19 protein-coding genes are annotated in these 18,616 nt (G+C 62.9%); 5 read left to right on the forward strand and 14 right to left on the reverse strand.

Annotation, left to right across the window (positions count from 1 at the left end; genetic code table 11):
- Positions 1 to 2: 2 nt before the first annotated feature.
- The 12 genes from AC2A1F_RS06925 to AC2A1F_RS06980 form a co-directional block, all read right to left on the reverse strand.
- On the reverse strand, positions 3 to 809 hold the full coding sequence (locus AC2A1F_RS06925) for an SDR family NAD(P)-dependent oxidoreductase (RefSeq protein ID WP_484207999.1): 807 nt from the start codon (positions 807 to 809) through the stop codon (positions 3 to 5).
- Positions 806 to 1,237, reverse strand: a complete 432-nt coding sequence (locus AC2A1F_RS06930) for a nuclear transport factor 2 family protein (RefSeq protein WP_484208000.1) — start codon at positions 1,235 to 1,237, stop codon at positions 806 to 808. Before AC2A1F_RS06930 ends, AC2A1F_RS06925 begins: the two co-directional genes overlap by 4 nt.
- Entirely contained in the window at positions 1,234 to 2,106 is an 873-nt protein-coding gene (locus AC2A1F_RS06935; RefSeq protein ID WP_484208001.1) for an SDR family NAD(P)-dependent oxidoreductase, read from the reverse strand. The genes AC2A1F_RS06930 and AC2A1F_RS06935 overlap by 4 nt, the downstream gene beginning before the upstream one ends.
- Positions 2,107 to 2,391: 285 nt before the next feature.
- The gene (locus tag AC2A1F_RS06940) at positions 2,392 to 2,724 is read right to left on the reverse strand and encodes a 2Fe-2S iron-sulfur cluster-binding protein (RefSeq protein WP_484208002.1); all 333 of its coding nucleotides are present in this window, start codon (positions 2,722 to 2,724) and stop codon (positions 2,392 to 2,394) included.
- A 10-nt stretch (positions 2,725 to 2,734) separates the two neighbouring features.
- Positions 2,735 to 4,153 (reverse strand): cytochrome P450, encoded by a 1,419-nt coding sequence (locus AC2A1F_RS06945; protein WP_484208003.1) that lies wholly within the window; start codon positions 4,151 to 4,153, stop codon positions 2,735 to 2,737.
- A gap of 253 nt (positions 4,154 to 4,406) precedes the next feature.
- Positions 4,407 to 5,279 (reverse strand): SDR family NAD(P)-dependent oxidoreductase, encoded by an 873-nt coding sequence (locus AC2A1F_RS06950; RefSeq protein ID WP_484208004.1) that lies wholly within the window; start codon positions 5,277 to 5,279, stop codon positions 4,407 to 4,409.
- Positions 5,280 to 5,295: 16 nt separating this feature from the next.
- Positions 5,296 to 6,066 (reverse strand): EthD domain-containing protein, encoded by a 771-nt coding sequence (locus tag AC2A1F_RS06955; protein WP_484208005.1) that lies wholly within the window; start codon positions 6,064 to 6,066, stop codon positions 5,296 to 5,298.
- Positions 6,067 to 6,079: 13 nt separating this feature from the next.
- Entirely contained in the window at positions 6,080 to 6,841 is a 762-nt protein-coding gene (locus tag AC2A1F_RS06960; RefSeq protein WP_484208006.1) for an SDR family NAD(P)-dependent oxidoreductase, read from the reverse strand.
- A gap of 16 nt (positions 6,842 to 6,857) precedes the next feature.
- The gene (locus AC2A1F_RS06965) at positions 6,858 to 8,033 is read right to left on the reverse strand and encodes a sulfotransferase family protein (RefSeq protein WP_484208007.1); all 1,176 of its coding nucleotides are present in this window, start codon (positions 8,031 to 8,033) and stop codon (positions 6,858 to 6,860) included.
- 131 nt (positions 8,034 to 8,164) lie between these two features.
- Positions 8,165 to 9,253 carry a zinc-binding dehydrogenase gene (locus AC2A1F_RS06970; RefSeq protein WP_484208008.1) on the reverse strand — a complete coding sequence of 363 codons (1,089 nt, stop codon included), beginning with the start codon at positions 9,251 to 9,253 and terminating at the stop codon, positions 8,165 to 8,167.
- A gap of 4 nt (positions 9,254 to 9,257) precedes the next feature.
- Positions 9,258 to 10,853 (reverse strand): GMC family oxidoreductase, encoded by a 1,596-nt coding sequence (locus tag AC2A1F_RS06975; RefSeq protein WP_484208009.1) that lies wholly within the window; start codon positions 10,851 to 10,853, stop codon positions 9,258 to 9,260.
- 5 nt (positions 10,854 to 10,858) lie between these two features.
- Positions 10,859 to 11,527 carry a hypothetical protein gene (locus AC2A1F_RS06980; RefSeq protein WP_484208010.1) on the reverse strand — a complete coding sequence of 223 codons (669 nt, stop codon included), beginning with the start codon at positions 11,525 to 11,527 and terminating at the stop codon, positions 10,859 to 10,861.
- A 120-nt stretch (positions 11,528 to 11,647) separates the two neighbouring features.
- Between AC2A1F_RS06980 and AC2A1F_RS06985 the strand changes: the two genes are divergently transcribed.
- On the forward strand, positions 11,648 to 12,454 hold the full coding sequence (locus AC2A1F_RS06985; RefSeq protein WP_484208011.1) for a sugar phosphate isomerase/epimerase family protein: 807 nt from the start codon (positions 11,648 to 11,650) through the stop codon (positions 12,452 to 12,454).
- A gap of 123 nt (positions 12,455 to 12,577) precedes the next feature.
- On the opposite strand, the gene AC2A1F_RS06990 is transcribed toward AC2A1F_RS06985, so the two are convergent.
- Entirely contained in the window at positions 12,578 to 13,540 is a 963-nt protein-coding gene (locus AC2A1F_RS06990) for an aldo/keto reductase (protein WP_484208012.1), read from the reverse strand.
- Between the two features lie 23 nt (positions 13,541 to 13,563).
- A complete protein-coding gene (locus AC2A1F_RS06995; protein ID WP_484208013.1) occupies positions 13,564 to 15,015 on the reverse strand; it encodes an FAD-dependent oxidoreductase in 1,452 nt (483 codons plus the stop codon).
- Positions 15,016 to 15,217: 202 nt separating this feature from the next.
- Between AC2A1F_RS06995 and AC2A1F_RS07000 the strand changes: the two genes are divergently transcribed.
- From AC2A1F_RS07000 to AC2A1F_RS07015, 4 genes are read left to right on the forward strand one after another with little or no spacing between them, the layout of a single operon-like run.
- Positions 15,218 to 15,994 carry an SDR family oxidoreductase gene (locus AC2A1F_RS07000; RefSeq protein WP_484208014.1) on the forward strand — a complete coding sequence of 259 codons (777 nt, stop codon included), beginning with the start codon at positions 15,218 to 15,220 and terminating at the stop codon, positions 15,992 to 15,994.
- Positions 15,995 to 15,999: 5 nt separating this feature from the next.
- Positions 16,000 to 16,938, forward strand: a complete 939-nt coding sequence (locus AC2A1F_RS07005; RefSeq protein WP_484208015.1) for a VOC family protein — start codon at positions 16,000 to 16,002, stop codon at positions 16,936 to 16,938.
- Positions 16,935 to 17,816 (forward strand): CoA transferase subunit A, encoded by an 882-nt coding sequence (locus tag AC2A1F_RS07010; RefSeq protein WP_484208016.1) that lies wholly within the window; start codon positions 16,935 to 16,937, stop codon positions 17,814 to 17,816. Before AC2A1F_RS07005 ends, AC2A1F_RS07010 begins: the two co-directional genes overlap by 4 nt.
- Positions 17,816 to 18,607, forward strand: a complete 792-nt coding sequence (locus AC2A1F_RS07015) for a CoA-transferase subunit beta (RefSeq protein WP_484208017.1) — start codon at positions 17,816 to 17,818, stop codon at positions 18,605 to 18,607. Before AC2A1F_RS07010 ends, AC2A1F_RS07015 begins: the two co-directional genes overlap by 1 nt.
- Positions 18,608 to 18,616: the final 9 nt, after the last annotated feature.

Below are 18,616 nucleotides of genomic sequence, written 5' to 3' on the forward strand. Positions count from 1 at the left end.
GGCTATTTCTCCTGATAGAGCGGATTGGCAAACGGTAGCGGCGCAAGATCCGGGCTGCGGCGCAGCAGATTGCCGCCGTCCACCGCAATGCATTGCCCGGTTACCCAGGCGCTTTCGTCTCCGGCAAGGAAGCGCACGGCCCCAGCCATGTCTTCGGCCTCGCCCAAGCGGCCCAGCGGATATTCGGGCAGAAATGCTGCCGCCGCGCCGCCATCGAACATGTCCTGCGTCGCGCCGCTGCGCGTCAGGCCGGGGCGGATTGCGTTTACGCGCAGGCCTGATGGTCCCAGCTCGTCCGCCGCCATGCGCACAAGTCCTTCCAACCCCGCCTTGGCCACGTGATAGGCCGACAAGTGCCGGAACGTCAGCACCGCCGCGCCCGATGACAGGACGATGATCGACCCGCCCGGTGCCATAAGCGGCGCGGCGTGGCGGATCACGTGGAACGTGGCGATCACGTTGGTTTCAAAGGCATCGCGATACTCTTGGGGGCTGCTTTCGATCAGCGGTTTGAACCCGCCGCCGCCTACCGTTGCAAAGGCGATGTCGAGCCTTCCTGCCAGCGCGTGTGCCCCGGCCAGCGCTGCTGCCACTGCGTCCTCGTCGGTCCCGTCGCCCAGGAATTCATGCACTTGCGCGCCCGGCACGGCGGCGCGAATGTCCGCTGCCGCCTGCGCCAAAGCATCCGCACGCCGCGCCATCAGCGCCAGCGTTGCCCCATCGCGCGCCAGTGCCAGCGCACAGGCCCCGGCAATTGCGCCGGTCGCCCCGGTGATGAACGCGGTGCGCCCGGCCAGCGCGCCGCTCATGCTGATGCGCCGCCCACATCGTGAACGGGCCGCACTTCTTCCCAATCAACCACCAGTTCGCGCCGCGTGAACTTCCACCCATCGCCTTCACGCCGCCACTGGTCCTGATAGCGTATCGCCCAGACCAGCAGCACATCGTGCCCATCCGGCCCAGTCATGCGGTGTTCGGCGGTAGAGCGGGTTTCGCCCTGCGCCGTGTCGCCACTCACCACCACGTCCATGTCATGCACCACATGGCGCGTGGCCTTGAACGCATGGGCGAGGTGATCGATTGAGCCGAGATTGGCCTCAAGCCCGCTGATCGCAAAGCCGGGGCCGACAATCTCCACATCGTATGCCATGACTGCGCGCCACAGCGCCTTGTCGCGCCGATCCGCGCCGAGGCCATAACGCTCCGCCGTGCGGCGCAGGTGCTCCAGATCGCTCATGCTACCGTCCCCGGAATGACCAGCCCATTGCCCGAAATCAGTGGCACATTGGTCCACTCACCCTGCGGCGTGCGATACCAACCGCCTGCTGCCAGTGCCCCGCCATCGACATTGAGCGCGGTGCCAGTAACCCACGCCGCCAGCGGGCTGGCCAGATAAAGCGCCGCGCCCGCGCTGTCGGACGGTTGGCCAAAGCGGCCCAGCGGAATCCAGCGCTCTTCATGCGCGCGATTTTCGGGCGGGATCATGTAATCGAGCGCCACTTGCGGGGTATCGGTCGTTTCAGGCGCGATGGTGTTCACGCGGATGCCTTCCGGCCCCAGTTCGAGCGCGAGGCTCTTGGTAAAGCCTGTCACCGCCCACTTGGCCGCAGCATAGACGCTGCAGTAGGGAATGCCGCGATGCGCCTCGATTGATGTAACATTGATGATCGACGCCCCGCGGTCCGCCTTGCGCAGCAGCGGGATCATCGCGCGCGTCATGCGCAGCAATTGCCCCAGATTGGTGTCGAGAATTTCCTCGGCTTCCTCGTCCTCCAACATGGCAAAGGGCCGCGCGTGGACGAAGTGGCCAACATTGTTGACCAGCACATCCAGCTTGCCGGTTTCCGCCGCGATCCGTTCAGCCAGCATCGCGCCTACGCCGCGTTGGCGCACATCGCAGCGGATCACGCGCGCGCTGGGCATGGCAGTTTCCGCCTGATCGGCACGGGCCGGATCGATCTCGGCAATCACTACTTGCGCGCCCGCATCGGCAAAAGCTTCGGCAATCGCCCGCCCGATGCCCACGCCGCCCCCGGTGACCAGCACAGTCTTGCCGGTAAAGTCCAGCGCATGCGCAAATGTGCCGCTCTGCGTGTTCGCAGTCATCCGGTGCGTTTCCTCTCCACGCCGATGAATCGGCGTTTGATTATCAATTATCTACGCATAGTGCGGATGGAAACGCGCTCTGTCAACGGGATGCGCAGTTTAAAGGCGAGGGCGCGTTGGTGATTAGCCCGCTAGGTCGCTTTCGCCGTTTTTCGTCACCCTGAACTTGGTTCAGGGTCCATCTTGCAACCAAACCAAGGCTCTCGGCGGAGAAATGGACCCCGGATCAAGTCCGGGGTGACGAAGATTGGTAGGACGTAGGCAAATTGGTTAATAGCCCGGCGCTTACGCCCCCGGCTGATCCGCCGGGATATGCACCACCAGCCCGTCCAGTTCTTCGCCCAGTTGCACCTGGCACGACAGGCGGCTGTTCGGGCGCACTTCCACGCCCTCTATCAGCCCCAGCATTTCGCGTTCATCGGGATGCGCCGCGCCGGTCCTGTCCAGCCATTCGGGATCGATGTAGCAGTGGCAGGTGGCGCATTGCATCATCCCGCCACACAGCGCATCGATGCCATCCACCAGATTGCCGACCGCCAGTTGCATCAGCGTCATGCCCTCAAAATTCACGCAAGTGCGCGCCGTCCCGTCGGGCTGGACGAAAGTCACTTTGGCCATCAATCGTCCCTTATGCGTGCGCCGGGCAACCGGCTGCTTTGGCCAGCGCTGCGGCATCGACTGCAGCCGCTTCGCCCGAAACCTTGCGCCGCTTGTAGCGCACGCGGCAGGGCTGGGCGGGCCAATAAGTCGATGCGCCGGCAATCGGCTTCACTTCGTCCAGCAGTTCCATGTCGAAGTTCTGTAGCAGGATCACCAGCAGCGCCTTCATCTCCATGCGCGCAAAGTTTACGCCCGCACAGCGATGCACCCCGCCGCCAAAGCCAATCAGCGAATTGCTGGTCGTCTGCGCATTGGGATTGGCGGGGTTGAAGCGTTCGGGATCATAGGCATCGGGATTGGGGAAGGTCTCTGCCATGCGGTGGCTGACCGATGGCGCGAGCAGCACGAACTCGCCCTTGCGGATGGTATAGCCCTCGCGCACGATATCGGCATTGGCCTTGCGGCTGAGCATATAGGCCACCGGATGCAACCGCTCAGTCTCACGCAGGGCAAGGTCCATCTTTTCCATGGCGATGGCGTGTTCCCAGCTCAGATTTCCGCCATCTCCGCCGCCCAGAAGCCCGGTGATTTCATCGCGCAAGACCTGCATATAGCCCGGATTCTGCAGCAGATCGGCCAGCGCCCAGCTCACCTGTCCGGCGGTGGTTTCATGCCCCGCCCACACCAGCAACAGAATCAGGTGGCGGATGATCTCATCCGGCACGGGGCGGCCATCGGGATACTTCGTCTCGATCATCGTCTGGAAAAAGTCGGGCGGATCAAGCGGTGCGGCGCGGCGCTTTTCGATCCATGATTGCAGGATATTGTGCAGCTTCTTCTTGGCGGCCTGCGATTTCAGCATCTTGGGCGTGGGCAGCCACAGCGGCAGCACGATTTCCATGCCGCCGGAAAAATCGCGGAACAGATCGAAGAATTCATGCCCCAGCTTCTCGTGGAATTCGCGCCCCATGAAGCTGTGCGCGGCAATGTCCATCACGATCGGGCCAAGCGTGGGGATCAGGTCAAATTCGCCCTCATCGCCCAGCTGCTCCACCAGATTGAGCGATTCCTCAACCATCACCGGCACATACTGCTTCATCGACGCCGCCTTGAACCGGGGCATGATGATCGAGCGTTGGCGCAGATATTCGTCCATTTCCGCAAACGAATAGAAGTCCGGCGAAAACATCTTGAGGAAGAACGGCATGGATTCGCGGATCGACAGCAGCTTGTCGGTCTCCTCGAAGAAAAACCGGTTGTGCTCCGGCCCCAGCATCACATTCATGCGTTGGCCCATGAAGTTCATCGCGAACATCCGGCCTTTGGTCTTGTAGCCACGCTTCAGGACAGACACCGGATCGCGGAAAAACTGCGCGATGTGGCCAAACAGCGGCGCGCCGCCATCGAGCAAGGGAAAACCGCCCCCAGCATTTGCTGCACTTGCCATGCCATATCTCCCGTAAACACGCCGGTTTGGCCCGGCATTTGATCGTAAGAGGGTATGGACGGGCGGACGCTACGCAAGAGGCAGGCGAGGGAAAGGATCACGCGGTGATCCATGCGGGATCATGGCGTAGTTTGCACTGTGGGTGGCGGTACACCCACCCTCAACCCCTCCATCAAGAGAGGGGGGAAGCATACGCTTTTGGTCCCCCTCCCGCTTGCGGGAGGGGTTAGGGGTGGGCTTTGGCGCTACCCACTCAATACACCGCCGCCGGGTTCTTCGGACGCGGGCTGCCCAGCATTTCGCGGTGCGAGGGCCGCTCGTTCCCCCGGTCCGTCACGCCCAGTTCCTTGGCAATCTCCGCCACGATCAGCGTCTGCCCCGAAAGCTCATCGCGGTTCGGTGCCTTGTCGATGGCGTCGATCACGTGCGCCGAAAACTCGGGGTTCTCGGCCATAGCCAGAAAGCCTTCGTACTGTTCGGGATTAGTCTTGACCGCAATCTGCGAACGCTCGGTCACTTGTGGGCCGAGCCAAAGCGAGACGGCCGCAACGCCGGTGCCGCGGAAATCATGCTCCATATCGTGCGCCAGTTTGTCTAGCCCGGCCTTTTGCGCGCCATAGGCTGGGCCGTGCATGTAACAGTTTGCGCCGAAAGAAGATGTCATGGCGATGATCCCAGACCCCTGTGGCACCATGATCCGCGCTGCGTGCCAGCTGGCCACGTAGGCACTGCGCAGGCCGACATCGAGGATCTTCTGCGCATCCAGTTCCTTTTCCCAGAACGGCAGCTTTTCGATCAACTGATGGTGCATATAGGCCGCATTGTTGACCAGCACATCAAGCCGACCCTGTTCTGCCATCACTTGTTCGAACAGCTTGGCGACGGAGGCATCATCGCCATGGTCGCAGACCACCGCAATGCCCTTGCCGCCATTTTTGGTCACCTGCTGCGCGGTTTCCGCGACGGTGCCGGGCAGGACCGAGCCGTCCCAACCTTTGGCGTCGCCCGGGGTGATCGTGCGGCCGGTGACATAGACGGTGTAGCCCAGCTCGCCGAAACCGCGCGAAATGCCTGCGCCCGCGCCACGGCTTGCGCCGGTTACGATTGCGACTTTTGGTTGAGTCATCTTGAGCGTCCTTATGTCAGAAATCGAATTGCGAGGTCGGGATCACATCGATCCGCGTAAAGTCGATGAAGCCCGCGCAGCTTTCCATCATCGCCGCCAGATTGGCGTCAAACTTCGCAGGATCGCCCACCGCATCGAAAAACGCCTCTGGTTGGTCGAGCGCTTCCAGCGGGAAACACTCTTCCACAAAGGCGTCATAGGCGGGCGCATCTTCGGTCAGCGGGCGCACGATCAGGTTCTGCACATATTCAAAGTTTGATTGCGTTTCGATCGCCACGCGCGTGTGGTGCGAATGCCAGTGCGCGATGGCGGCTTCGCGCTTCAGGTCTGGGCGGAACGAGATGAAGCTGGCCTGGCTCCAGCCCCAAGTGCGTTCTGGGTTTACAAGGTTCGCTGGGTGTTTAGCTTCGCTGAACTCGCCTTCGGCTCGTTTCCCCGGGGAAACAGATCGTGAACAAGCATACTCAGTATTCGGAATGATCGTGGATTCACACACCACCCAAGCGGCAAAGCGCGCCGAGTGTTGCGCCAACGCCGCATCGACTGCGCTGCGAAAGCGCGCGTTGGCCGATGGCATCCAGAACTGCGCAATCGCCGCCTGCTGCGGAGCCTGCCATTGCTGCACCAGCGCCGAGCCGGTGACCACCGCCGCATCGCGTACGTTCAGCCGCACCGCTTGCGCGCCCGCCTCCACCAGCGCAGCGGGCAGCGTGGCCAGCAGCCGCGCGCCATAATCGGCGTGGCTTTCGCCCCCTGGCGCCCATAGCGCTGCAATTACTTTTTCCATGGCGCGGCCTCTCTCAGTCGAAGTTGGCTTGCCCACCGTCGAGCGGGATCGTCGCACCGGTGAGGTACGCCAGATCCTGCCCCGCCAGCGCCACCAGCGCGCGGCCGATATCGCCCTCCAGCGTGCCAACGCGGCCCAGCGGAATCGTGCGGAAGAAGGCTTGCGCTTCTTCCGGGTTGTTTTCGATCCACCACTTCAGCCCCGGCGATTCAGCGTGGGGCGCAATGGTCAGCACGCGAATGGCCTCACCGCCCCATTCTGCCGCGGCCGCGCGGGTGAGTGCGCGGATGCCCTGCTTGACTGCCGCATAAGCGCCATAGCCGGTCATGTCCCAGCGGATGCCGGCAGACGAGCAGAAGTTGAAAATCGTGCCGCCCCCGCGCGCTACCAGATGCGGGCGGGCCAGCTTCATCAGGCGCAGCGTGGCCAGCGGGCCGGATTCAAAGCCTGCGGTGAACGCTTCGTCGGTCACGTCCTCCAGCTTGCCCAGCGGCACTTCCTGCGCATTGTTGACAAGGATATCGAGCCCACCGAATTCTGCCACAGTGGCATCGACCGTTGCGGCCAGATCAGCGGCGGATTTTACATCGCAGGCCAGCGCCAGCGCTTTCCCGCCGCGTTCACGCACCATCGCTGCGGTCGTTTCCACCTTGGAAAGCGTACGCCCGGTAACGGCCACCACTGCCCCCGCGCCTGCCATGGCGAGCGCTACGCCCTGTCCAATGCCCTGGCCTGCGCCGGTAATCAGCACCACTTTGCCCGAAAGATCGGTCATGAAAATATCCTCGTATTTAGCGGATGTAGCGGGCGCGGTAGGACGAAAACGCCTCGCGCACGTCGGCTTCGTTCAGGCCGAAGCGTTCGAGCGAATAGTCGTGCATCGGGCGCTGTTCGCGCTTGTTGCCGGCCATGAATTCGGTCAGCGCGGCCTCAATCTGGTCGTCCAGCGGCACGCCGATGTGGGCCAGCACGCGCTGCGCCTGTGCCAGCGGCTCCTTGGCCACTTCGCGGTAGTCGATATCGATAAACCGGTCCTCGCCAATCCGCGCGCGCGCCTCTTCGAAGCGCTTCATCCATCCGGCCAGACGCGGGAACCAGAACCCGCCCACCGCCTCGTCCGAATGGACCGAGTTCAGTTTATACAGCGCAGCTTCCATGCTGACATAGCTTGGCACCACCTCCAGCGGATCACGGTGTGTCATCACCAGCACCGCCTTGGGGAAAGCATTGGCGATCACATCGGTATAGGGCAGGTTCTGCGGGCTTTTCAGCACCCACTTTTTGCCGCGCCGGGTGGGGTCCTGCCATTGCAGGTACTTCAGGATCGTCTTGAGATCCTCGTACCCCTTCGATTGGTCATAAGTATCGAGCCACTTGGCGAAGGACGGGATGAAGGTCATCGCCTCGACCATCGTGGTGATGAACAGCTGGCCCAGAATGATGATTTCCTCGTCCGGGGCTTCGGGATCGAGCGGATGGATCGAGGCGAGTTCGGGCGACAGGTTCAGCCAGCCTTCGATCATCGCATTGGCATAGGCGCGGCGGGCCACCGGGTTGCCGGGTTCGTCGCCGGGCAGCGGGGCATAGTTCTGCGCTTCGTACCAGCGGATCGCTGTCATCCCCGGCGCGCTGGCCAGCAGGCGGTGGAAGATCGTGCTGCCGGTGCGTGGCAGGCCCAGAATGATCGCGGCGACTTCTACCTGCTCGTCAAGAATTTCAGGGTGCTGCTTGATATCCTCGACCATGCGCAACCGGCTGGCGAGGCCCTTGAGGATCGATTCGGTTTGCCCGCCAAAGCCCGCCTCGGTCAGCTTGCCCTCCGCATTGGCGGCGGCGATGTACTGGTCCATCGGTTCGAAGAACCACGTGTCGCCAAAGTCCGACAGGCCTGTGCGTTCGCGCGCGGCGGCAAGCAGGGTTTCGCGGTCAAAGGCGTGTGCGCCAGTGGTAGTGGCTGTCGTGGCCATTTGCTATGTCTCTCCCGAAGACCAATATTGCCACCATGCGTAATGCTTGGCGATGTTATGTTCGCAATTTGCGGTATTTTGTCAGCACTATGCCGATTATGCAAATATAATTCCGCAAAATGCGGGCGAAATCAGAATGCCACGACAGTCCGCAGCGATTCCCCGCGTTTCATCAGCGCAAAGCCCTCGTTGACCTGTGCCATCGGCAGGCGGTGCGTGACCAGATCATCAAGGTTCAGCCGCCCATGCGCATAGTGATCGAGCAGGCTGGGAAGCTGGCTGCGGCCCTTCACATTGCCCATGAACGATCCTTGCACCGTGCGTCCCAGTTGGAGCTGGAACGGGATCAGGTGCATCGCATTGCCATCGGGCGGCACGCCCAGCACCACGGTGCAGCCCCCGCCAATACGCGTGGATTCAAAGGCCTGTTGCATCAGTTTTACCGAGCCTGCAGCCTCGAACGCATAATCTACACCGCCACCGGTCAGGGCCTGAATGGCGGACACGGCGTCTGTTTCGCGCGCGTCGATAAATTCGGTCAGGCCGAAGCGCTTGCCCTGTTCGTGGCGCAGCGGGTTGATATCGACGCCGATTACGCGCGAGGCTCCCGCAAGCCGCGCGCCTTGCACTACGTTGAGGCCGATGCCGCCAAGGCCGAACACCGCCACGGTTGCGCCGCTTTCGACATGCGCGGTGTTCATCACTGCGCCGACGCCGGTGGCCACGCAGCAGCCCGCGGTGCAGGCGACGTGGAAGGCCACATCCTTGCGGATCACCGCCACGTTGCGCTCTGCCATGACCACGAATTGCGCGAGCGAGCCGACGCCTGAATAGGCGGCGACGGGCTTGCCGTTCAGCGAAAAGGGTGTGGGCTGCGTGGCGATGTCGGCCAGAAATGCCTCGCACAAGTTGGTCTTGTCCGACAGGCAATTGCGGCAAGTGCCGCATTCGCCGATGCCCAGCGGGATCACGTGATCGCCCATCGCTATAGAAGACACGCCCGGCCCCACTTCGCGCACCACGCCTGCGCCTTCGTGGCCGACGACGATGGGGAAGGGGTAGGGCGCTGCCACGCCGTCCAACTGGCTCAAGTCGGTGTGGCACAACCCGCTGGCCATGATCTCGATCAGCACTTCGCCCGGGCCAACCGGCGCAAGATCGAGCAGTTCCTCGACCAGCGGCGTGCCGGGTGCGTGGCAGACCATTGCTCTGGTTTTCATGGGGCTATATCCTTCCAAGGATCAGATCGGCGGCCTTTTCGGCAATCATGGCCACCGGGATCGCGGTGTTGCCGCCGGGCAGGTGCGGCATGACTGAGGCATCGACCACGCGCAGCGATGTGAGGCCGTGGACGCACAAGTGGCTGTCCACCACGGCCATCGGGTCCGCTCCCATGCGCGCAGTGCTGGTGGAATGGTAATCGGCCTCGGCATGGGCGCGGATATAGGCGTCAATCTGCTCATCGCTTTCCACGCCGGGGCCGGGGGCGAGTTCTTCGCCGCGCATTTCGTCGAACGCGGCTTGCACAAACACGCGGCGCGCAATGCGCACGCCTTCGCGCATCACGCGGCGGTCGTTTTCAGTCGCGTTATAGTTCTGGTCGATCACCGGCGGCGCATCGGGATCTGCGCTGGCAAGGGTGACGCTTCCGCGTGACTCAGGGCGGGCGACGTTGATGTGGGCATAGAAGCCGTGCGTTGGCTCCATCTTGCGTCCGTTCTGCGCGAACAAGGCGCTGACCAGCAGCATCTTGATATCGGGTTCGTCGAGTGCGGGATCGGAGCGGACCATGCAGGCCACCGACATGCCGGGATCGGCCAGCGGGCCTGTGCGCAAGGCCAGATATTGCGCCATTGCCAGCGCGCCGCGCAAGGGATTGAGGTAGCGCAGCATCGACCACGGTTTGGTCGAGCGGTATTTCACATGCGCGGCTAGATGGTCTTGCAGGCCTTGGCCCACGCCGGGCAGATCGTGGACCAGTGCGATGCCGTGTTCGGCCAGATGGGCGGCGGGGCCGACGCCCGAGAGCATCAGCAATTGCGGGGTGTTGATCGCGCCTGCCGACAGGATCACTTCGCGCGCGGCAGTGGCGAGCGTGTCAGCGCCGTCCTTGCGGAACACCACGCCGGTGGCTTGGGTGCCGCTGAACACTATGCGGCGGCTGTGCGCTTGGATCAGCACGGTGAGGTTCGGGCGTTTCAGCACCGGGCGCAGATAGGCCGATGATGCGCTGGAGCGGCGGCCTTTGCCCACGGTCAGGTCCACCGCGCCAAAGCCATCGCGGGCCTGGCCGTTGAGGTCGTCCGTCAGCGGATAGCCTGCTTGCACCCCGGCGGCGAGGAACGCGCGGGCAAAGGGGTGGTCCTGCGCGGCGCGGGTGACCTGGATTGGGCCATCGGTGCCGTGCCACTTGTTCTTTACAGGGGCGAAGCTCTCCAGCTTGCGGAAATAGGGGAGGACTTCGGCGAAGGACCAGCCACGATTGCCAGCCTGCGCCCAGCGATCGTAGTCCGAATGGAAGCCCCGGTCATAGGCCATGCCGTTGATCGAGGAGCCGCCACCCAAGACTTTGCCGCGCGGCAAGTAGAGCATGCGGCCATCGAGATGCGCCTGCGGGGCAGACATATATCGCCATGCGTGCGCGCCCGAGAGCATGATGGGCAGCAGACCACCCGGGGCGGTGATCAGCGGGCTGGTGTCTTTGCCGCCTGCTTCCAATAGCAGCACGCGCCGGTTGGGATCGGCGGACAGGCGATTGGCAAGGATGCATCCGGCCACGCCGCCGCCGACGATCACATAATCGAAGTCTAGCCGCTCCACGCCGGTCAGAGTTCGACGACGGACAGGATGTGGCTGCTCTTGTCCGGGAACACATAGTCGAATTCGAAGACCATGCTTTCGCCCAACTGGCCGGCGCAGACCAGATCAGTTTCGACAAAGACCTGCACACCGCCCGCGCCATAGGTATAGCGCTTGACCTGCCCGAACACGGGCGAAGCATTTAGCCGTGCGTCGATTTCAGAATCGCCGGGGCGGGCGCGGTTCATGCCGATGGTCAGGCGGCCCTTCAGGTCCGGGTCGTTTGCCGCCAGATCCTGCAGGTTCAGGACCATGGCTTCCAAGTCTTCGAGCGAATCCATCAGCAGGCCGAAGTGGAAGCTGGCTTCGAAATCCTGCGCCATCATCGCGCGATAGGCGGTGACGGCTTGGTGTTCCGCATCATCGCCGATGTTCAGCGCGGTGCGAATGGCGGCGATCAGGCGGGCTTGCGGTTCGGGCAGGCACGACAGGAACACGATGCCATCGCCGCGCGCCACGTGATCGGGCGAGACCACGAAGCGGTAGAAATTGCCGCCGGGCAGGGGGAGCATCTGGCTTTCGGTCAGGCCCATAAGCGCCAGCAGGCGCGCGGCCAGCGGCCCGTCAGCGGCCGCGGGATAATGCAGCGCAATATGGCCCATCGTAAGGTTGGCACGAGGTGCTGTCGTTGCCATTAAGGCTTCTCCCGATTTTGTCTTTATGCGCTGTAGAATCGTGTCTGATCTACGAGTAATTAGCTATATGGGCACAATCGCTTGTGGAAACGCGAAACGCAAGGGGCTAGAGCATGCTCCATGCTTCGCCTCAGTCTTGATCATCTGACCGTGACCGACACGACGCCGGTGCAACTGGCCCAAGCGGCCCATGCGGCGGGGTGCGCGGGGATGTGCCTGTTCCTGCATCCGATGGAAGAACTGCCGCTGATGCCGCCCTTCGACATCGTGGGCGACCGGGCGGCGCGGGCGGAAGTCAGGGCGGTGATGGACGATCTGGGCGTAGTGCTGGACCTTGCCTATCCGTTCTCGCTGGGCGGGCGCACCGATCTGGCGGCTTTTGCGCCTGCGATGGAATGCGCGGCGGAATTGGGCGCGGGTTTGCTCAATGTGCTGGTCTATGACCGGGATGCGGCACGGCGGGCGGATATGTTCGGGCGGTTCTGTGATATGGCCGCGCAGTTCGGGCACCGGGTGGCGGTGGAATTCTATCCGCAAAGTCAGGTGCGATCATTGGCGGCGGCGCTGGCGCTGGTGGGGCAGGTGGGGCGTCCCGGTGCGGTAAGGGTGAATGTCGATCTGCTGCACCTGATGCGGTCGGGTGGGACGATTGCTGAACTGGCTGCGGCTGGGGGTTCTGTCTTGTATGCGCAAGTGGCCGATGGGCCGCTGGTGCCGCCCGATGATCTGGACCGGGAGGCCTCTTCGGAGCGGCTGCTGTGTGGGGAGGGCGCGTTTGATGTGGCCGGGTTCTTGGGCGCTTTGCCGCCGGGGTGCCCGGTGAGTGTGGAGATTCCGCGCGATCATGCGGTGGGGGTGGTGGCACGTGAGGAGCGGGCGAGGTTGGCGGTGGAGAGTGTGCGGCGGGTTTTGGCCAATCGCGCCTAGAAGCAAATCTTCCCCTTAAATCCCCGCTCGCCCTGAGCCTGTCGAAAGGCGTTGAGCGCGGCGTTGGCATGCTTCGACAGGCTCAGCATGAGCGGGGTTTGGGGCTTTGGCGGTGGTTTTGCATCAGGCGTCGCGCAGCGCTGCCAGTTCCTCTGCTGTTAGCATCAGCGCATCGGCCTTGGCGCTTTCGGCCACTTGTTCGGGCGAGGAGCCGCCGAAGATGGCTACCGTCTGGTTGGGCTGGCTGAGCAGATAGGCCAGCGCGATTTCGTTGATCGACACGCCGTGCTTTGCCGCAAGCGATTGCACCACGGCCAGGCGGCGTTCGTTCACCGGGTTGGCATAGCGCGCGGCGAGTTGCTCGCCCACTTCTCCGGCTGCCAGCTTGGTGAAGTAGCCGCCCGATTGCGCGGCGTAGGCGACGATGGGCAGGCCGCCGTCGTGCAGAGCTTCGTACTCTCCCTCGTAGTAGTGCTGATAGCCCTGCTGCGCAGCGGCAGCGGCATCTGGCGCGGCGAGGCCCCAGAAGGTTTGCGAGGCGACGAAGCCTGCCTTGCCCAGCGATGCGGCATAGGCATTGGCAGCGGTGATGCGGGCGGCTGCCCAGTTCGATGCGCCGAAGTGGCGGATGCGGCCTGCTTCGCGGTGTGCGATCATGGCATCGATGATGGGTTCAACCGGGCTTTCGGGGTTGTCCATGTGCAGGAAATAGAGGTCAATGGTGCTGGTGCCGAGGTGGTCTAGGCTTTGGGCAAGATCGGTGGCGATGTCGGCAGGCGTTACGCGGTTGCGATAATCGCCTGCGCGCATATCAAAGAAGCCGCCCTTGGTGGCGATTACCATGTCGGAGCGGTTGCGCGTTTTTAGCCATGCGCCAATCGCGCGTTCGCTGGCACCCACCGGGGCATCGGGCATCCAATCGCCATAGCTGCGCGCGGTATCGATGAAGTTCCCGCCAAGGTCCGCGAAGGTATCGAGGATGGCGTTCGACTTGCCCTGATCGAGCATCCAGCCGAGCATGTTGGTGCCATAGCACAGGCGGCTGACGGTAAGGTCGGTGTTGTTCAGGGCTACCTTGGTGAGCATCAGAAGTCCTTTGCGATGGGGGATCAAGCGGCAGCGCTGCGGCCGGCCTGGCGTCCGAAGAAAGTGCAATCGGCAAGGCTGAGGCCCGAGGAATAGCCGTGGCCCCATGCGGGCAGGCCCGATGTGCAGCGCCCTGCGGCAAAGAGGCCGGGGATGGGGCTGCCGCTACGATCCAGCACTTCTGCGTCCGCCGAAGTCTTCAGTCCGCCCAAAGTGAAGAAGCTGAAATAGCTGGTTTCAAAATTGCATTCGAGCGCGACGAACGGCGACTGGTCGAGCGGTTTGAGGATTGGCACCTGCTTGTCAAACAGCGGATCGCTGCCCTCGCGCGCGTGGGTGTTATAGAAGTGCATGGTGGTCGAGAGCGTGCCTGCGGGCATTTCGAGTTCAGCTTCGACTTCCTCCCACGTTTCGCCCGTGCCCGCGATGGTGATCCCGGCAAGGTCGAGCGGCTGGGTGAAGTGGGCGCTATCGAGCAGCAGGTAGACTTTGCCGCCGGGCTGATCGACCGCACAGCGGCTGACGCGGCCGTGATAGCAGTCTTCGTTGATGAAGCGCTGGCCTGCGACATTGACGAAGACGCCATAGGCCTGATCTTCCGGGATGGTCCATGGGCAGGTGGTGAAGAACTGGTCCATGTGGATCGGATCACCGCCGACCGATGCGCCCAGTTCAATGCCGATGCCATCGTCCTTGTCGCCGATGGGGCTGTTGACGCGGAAGCTTTCGGGGCAATATTTGCGGCGCATCGCCTCGTTGAACACGAAGCCGCCGGTTGCAAGCACCACGCCTTTGTGCGCGCGGACGAAGCGGTCTTGATTGTCGATGCGGACCACCGCGCCTGCAATCCGGTCCCCATCGGTGATGAGCGCCACGGCGCGGGCATCGACGTGAATTTCGGTGCCGAGATCGCGGGCGCGCGCCTCAAGGATATCGACCAGCGGGCGGCCACCGCCCCATCCCATGTGCTGGATCACGTGGCCGCGCGGGGCGGGCTTGGCGTGCTTGTAGAACGGCGCGGCGGCTTCGCTGCCCGACCAGATCAGGGTGGAATCGTCGGTCGGCTCGATCACTTTGCCGGGCAGGAAATTGCCGCGATAGGGCACGCCCTGATCCTTGAGCCATTGGTAGTGCGACAGTGCTTCGCGGCCATAGAGTTCGCACTTGGCCTCATCAACACAGGGACCGCCGGCGAGTTTGAGATAGGTAGTGAAGTCCTCGACCGTGTCTGCAAAGCCTGCGGCTGCTTGCGCATCGGTGCCGCCGCCGATGTAGATTTCGCCGCCAGAAAGGGCAGACGCTCCACCGCTGCCCGAACTGCGTTCGAACAGCATCACGCGCGCGCCCGCCTCGCGCGCCTCGATGGCGGCGCTGGCTCCGGTGGCGCCAAAGCCGATAATGGCGATGTCGGTTTCAAAATCCCACTGCGGCACGTGTGTGATCGGCAACGGTTTGTGCGGCGAATATGCGGTCATCTGCGTCTTCCACTCCCATGGCCATGCGCATTCGGCGGCACGACTCAATTTCGTGCATTTCTGCACTGCATTCGTAATTTAAGATTGCATTGGATACGCAAATCGTCAATTGAAAAGCCTATAGCCTTTCGATATTGGCGATTTCGAATCTGGTGCAGCGGGTTTTTCGCCTGCATCGGCAGAACATGGGAGAGCAGCCCCGGTGCAGGGCACGGACCACATCGATCTGACCGGAAAGGTCGCTATCGTCACCGGCGGAACGCGCGGGCTTGGGCGGCAGATTGCGCAGGCGCTGGCAGCGGCGGGCGCGGCGGTGACGGTGTGCGGGCGGACTGCGCCGGATGATCTGCCTGAAGGTATTGCTTTTCGCGCGGCAGACATTCGCGATCCCGAACAGGCGCAAGGGTTGGTTGAGGCGGTGGCAGCGCAGCATGGGCGGCTGGATATTCTGGTCAACAATGCGGGCGGTTCGCCACAGGCTCCGGCCACGGCCAGCCCGCGCTTTTTCGATGCCATCGTGAAGCTGAACCTGCATTCGGCGATGTACATGTCGCAATATGCCTATGCCCACATGCAGGAAGCCAACTCTGGCGAACGTGGCGGCAGCATCATCAACATCGCCAGCGTATCGGGCATCCGCCCATCACCCGGCACGGCGGCCTATGGCGCGGCCAAAGCCGGGCTGCTGAGCCTGACACAGAGCCTGGCGCAGGAGTGGGGGCCGGACGGGGTGCGCGTGAACGCGATCATCGTCGGGCTGATGCAGACCGAGACGGCTGAGGAAACATATGGCGACGCCGCTGCGCAGGATGCGGTGGCGAAATCACTGCCGCTGCAGCGCATGGGCACCGGAATGGACGTGGCGGGCGCCGTGCTGTGGCTGAGTTCCAGCCTGGCATCGTGGGTCAGCGGCGCACGCATCAACGTCGATGGAGGGGGCGAGCGGCCCTACTTCCTCGACCTCGTTAAAGGGAGTTGACGGCCATGGGCATCAAGTCACTGGGCTATGTCAGGATTGCTACCGCGAAGGCGGACGCGTGGGACCACTTCATGACGCAAGTGGTGGGCGTGATGCGGGGTACGAGCCCTGCAGAAGGGGTTGCGACTTATCGCATCGATGATCGCCCGTTCCGCTTCTGGGTGGAGCAGGGTGAGGCCGACAGGCTGCTGGCGGCAGGCTATGACGTGGGCGATGCAGGGTCGTTGGCGGCTTTGCGTGACACCATTGCGGGGCTGGGCCGCCCGGTGACAGATGGCGATGCAGCAGGTGCTGCGGCGCGCGGCGTGGAGGCCTTTTTCAGCACCAGCGATCCTTCGGGCAATGGCCTGGAATTCTTTTGCGGCGACACGCGCGATGATGTGGCGTTCGTTTCCGAAGTGGGCGTCAGCGGGTTTGTGACCGGTGACATGGGCATGGGCCATGCGGTGTTTGCCACGCCCAATTTTGACGAGGCTCACAGCTTTTACAAGGCCATCGGCTTTGCCGACACCGACATTCCGCGCTTTCATTTCACCGACGATCCCAATGATCCGGGCATGGGTTTTGCCTTCATGCATGCCGACAATGGCCGCCATCATTCGGTGGCGATCGGCGAAATGCCGGTGCCGCCATCGGGCTGCGTCCATCTGATGCTGGAGATGAAGACGCAGAGCGATGTGGGCAAATGCTATGACCGGATGCGAGTGAACAAGGTGCCCGAAAGCGCCTCGATCGGGCGCCATGTGAATGACCAGACGTTTGGTTTTTACATGCAGACGCCAGCGGGCTTTGACATCGAGATCGGGTCTGATCCGCTGGTGATCGACCCCAAAAGCTGGACGCCGACCGCGCATCTGGTGCCCAGCGAATGGGGCCATGTCTGGGCGTGGCAGAAAGCCATGGAAGAACAATCAGGCGCAGAATCACAGGGAGTACAGGCGTGAGCCTCGACAAGAGAATGAGCGCAGCGGAAATCGTTGCGCAATTGTCCGATGGCATGACTCTGGGGATTGGTGGCTGGGGTCCACGGCGCAAGCCGATGGCGCTGGTGCGCGAAATCCTGCGCTCTGACCTGAAAGACTTGACCGTGGTCGCCTATGGCGGGGCAGATGTGGGGATGCTGTGCGCGGCGGGCAAAGTGCGCAAGCTGGTGTTTGCGTTTGTCAGCCTTGATGCCATTCCGCTGGAGCCGTGGTTCCGCAAAGCGCGCGAAAGCGGCATGCTGGAAGTGCTGGAGCTGGACGAGGGCATGTTCCAGTGGGGGCTGAAGGCAGCAGCCTTTGGCCTGCCGTTCCTGCCGACGCGTGTCGGGCTTGGCACTGATCTGGCCGCACTGGGCGGGTTGAAGACCGTGCAATCGCCCTACGACGATGCCGAAACGCTGATCGCGATGCCCGCGCTGAAACTGGATGCGGCGCTGATCCATGTGAACCGCAGCGATTGGCGCGGGAACGTGCAGGTGTTCGGGCCGGACGCATACTACGATGAATGGTTCGCCAAGGCAGCGGCCAAGGCCTATGTTTCGTGCGAGGAACTGGTGGACCGGATGGAGGACCACTACCCGCAGGACGCGCAATTCAATCTGTTCGAGCGGTGCTTTGTTTCAGGCGTGGTGGAAATGCCGGGCGGGGCGCACCCCAGCTCGATGCCGCCGCATTATGGCTGGGATATGAAGGCGTTCAAGGCCTATGCCGACAGCGCGCGCGATCCTGGTGACTGGGCAGCTGTGGCAGACCGCTTTGTGGGCGCATCGGAAGCCGAATATCTTGAATCCATTGGCGGAAAGGAGGCGGTCGCGGCTCTCCCGCTGCCGATTTTCTGATGAGTGATATCTCTCTTGTAGACTTGTGCATTTTTGCCTGTTCCGAAGCGTTCCGCGACAATGGCGAGATCGTGGCGACGGGCGTTGGCCCGGTGCCGCGTCTGGCCGCGGGCCTCGCCAAGCTGACGCATACGCCCGAATTGATGATGACCGATGGCGAGGCCTATCTGGTCGAACAGCCGGTGCCGCTGGGGCCGCGCAAGTATGATGACCGCAAACCGGCGGGGCATCTGCCGTTCTCGCGCTTTTTTGATAGCGCGGTGTGGTCTGGCCGCCGCCATGCGATGGTGACGCCGACGCAGTTGGACCGGTTCGGGCAGATCAACCTGTCGTACATGGGCGGCACGTACCAGAAGCCCAAGACGCAGATGCTGGGTGTGCGCGGGTTTCCGGGCAACACGATCTACCACCCTAACTCGTTCTTCTTCCCGGCGCACGGCCCTCGCGTGTTCGTGCCGGAAGTCGATATGATTTCGGGCGTGGGGTACAATCCGGCCAAGCGCGTTCCCGGTGGCAACTATTCCGCTGTCGATCTGCGCACGATCGTGACCAACTTGTGCGTGATGGACTTTGGGGGTGCGCAAAACGCGATCCGCGTGGTTTCGCTGCATCCCGGCGTGACGTTTGAGGACGTGCAGGCGGCGACTGGGTTTGAACTGGTCTGTGCCGAGAATGTCACCGAAACGCTGCTGCCGACCGCTGAAGCGTTGGAAGTCATCGCCAGCCTTGACCCGCACAACATCCGTGCCACCGTGCTGAAAGACAACCCGCCAGCGAAGCGGGCTGCGTGATGGGAGAGC

Source organism: Novosphingobium sp. HNCC26BN242, from assembly GCF_057180525.1.

Coding starts and splice junctions, on each gene's coding strand:
- AC2A1F_RS06925 (WP_484207999.1), bottom strand. CDS start 809: ATGAGCGGCGCGCTGGCCGGGCGCACCGCGTTCATCACCGGGGCGACC.
- AC2A1F_RS06930 (WP_484208000.1), bottom strand. CDS start 1,237: ATGAGCGATCTGGAGCACCTGCGCCGCACGGCGGAGCGTTATGGCCTC.
- AC2A1F_RS06935 (WP_484208001.1), bottom strand. CDS start 2,106: ATGACTGCGAACACGCAGAGCGGCACATTTGCGCATGCGCTGGACTTT.
- AC2A1F_RS06940 (WP_484208002.1), bottom strand. CDS start 2,724: ATGGCCAAAGTGACTTTCGTCCAGCCCGACGGGACGGCGCGCACTTGC.
- AC2A1F_RS06945 (WP_484208003.1), bottom strand. CDS start 4,153: ATGGCAAGTGCAGCAAATGCTGGGGGCGGTTTTCCCTTGCTCGATGGC.
- AC2A1F_RS06950 (WP_484208004.1), bottom strand. CDS start 5,279: ATGACTCAACCAAAAGTCGCAATCGTAACCGGCGCAAGCCGTGGCGCG.
- AC2A1F_RS06955 (WP_484208005.1), bottom strand. CDS start 6,066: ATGGAAAAAGTAATTGCAGCGCTATGGGCGCCAGGGGGCGAAAGCCAC.
- AC2A1F_RS06960 (WP_484208006.1), bottom strand. CDS start 6,841: ATGACCGATCTTTCGGGCAAAGTGGTGCTGATTACCGGCGCAGGCCAG.
- AC2A1F_RS06965 (WP_484208007.1), bottom strand. CDS start 8,033: ATGGCCACGACAGCCACTACCACTGGCGCACACGCCTTTGACCGCGAA.
- AC2A1F_RS06970 (WP_484208008.1), bottom strand. CDS start 9,253: ATGAAAACCAGAGCAATGGTCTGCCACGCACCCGGCACGCCGCTGGTC.
- AC2A1F_RS06980 (WP_484208010.1), bottom strand. CDS start 11,527: ATGGCAACGACAGCACCTCGTGCCAACCTTACGATGGGCCATATTGCG.
- AC2A1F_RS06985 (WP_484208011.1), top strand. CDS start 11,648: ATGCTTCGCCTCAGTCTTGATCATCTGACCGTGACCGACACGACGCCG.
- AC2A1F_RS06990 (WP_484208012.1), bottom strand. CDS start 13,540: ATGCTCACCAAGGTAGCCCTGAACAACACCGACCTTACCGTCAGCCGC.
- AC2A1F_RS06995 (WP_484208013.1), bottom strand. CDS start 15,015: ATGACCGCATATTCGCCGCACAAACCGTTGCCGATCACACACGTGCCG.
- AC2A1F_RS07005 (WP_484208015.1), top strand. CDS start 16,000: ATGGGCATCAAGTCACTGGGCTATGTCAGGATTGCTACCGCGAAGGCG.
- AC2A1F_RS07015 (WP_484208017.1), top strand. CDS start 17,816: ATGAGTGATATCTCTCTTGTAGACTTGTGCATTTTTGCCTGTTCCGAA.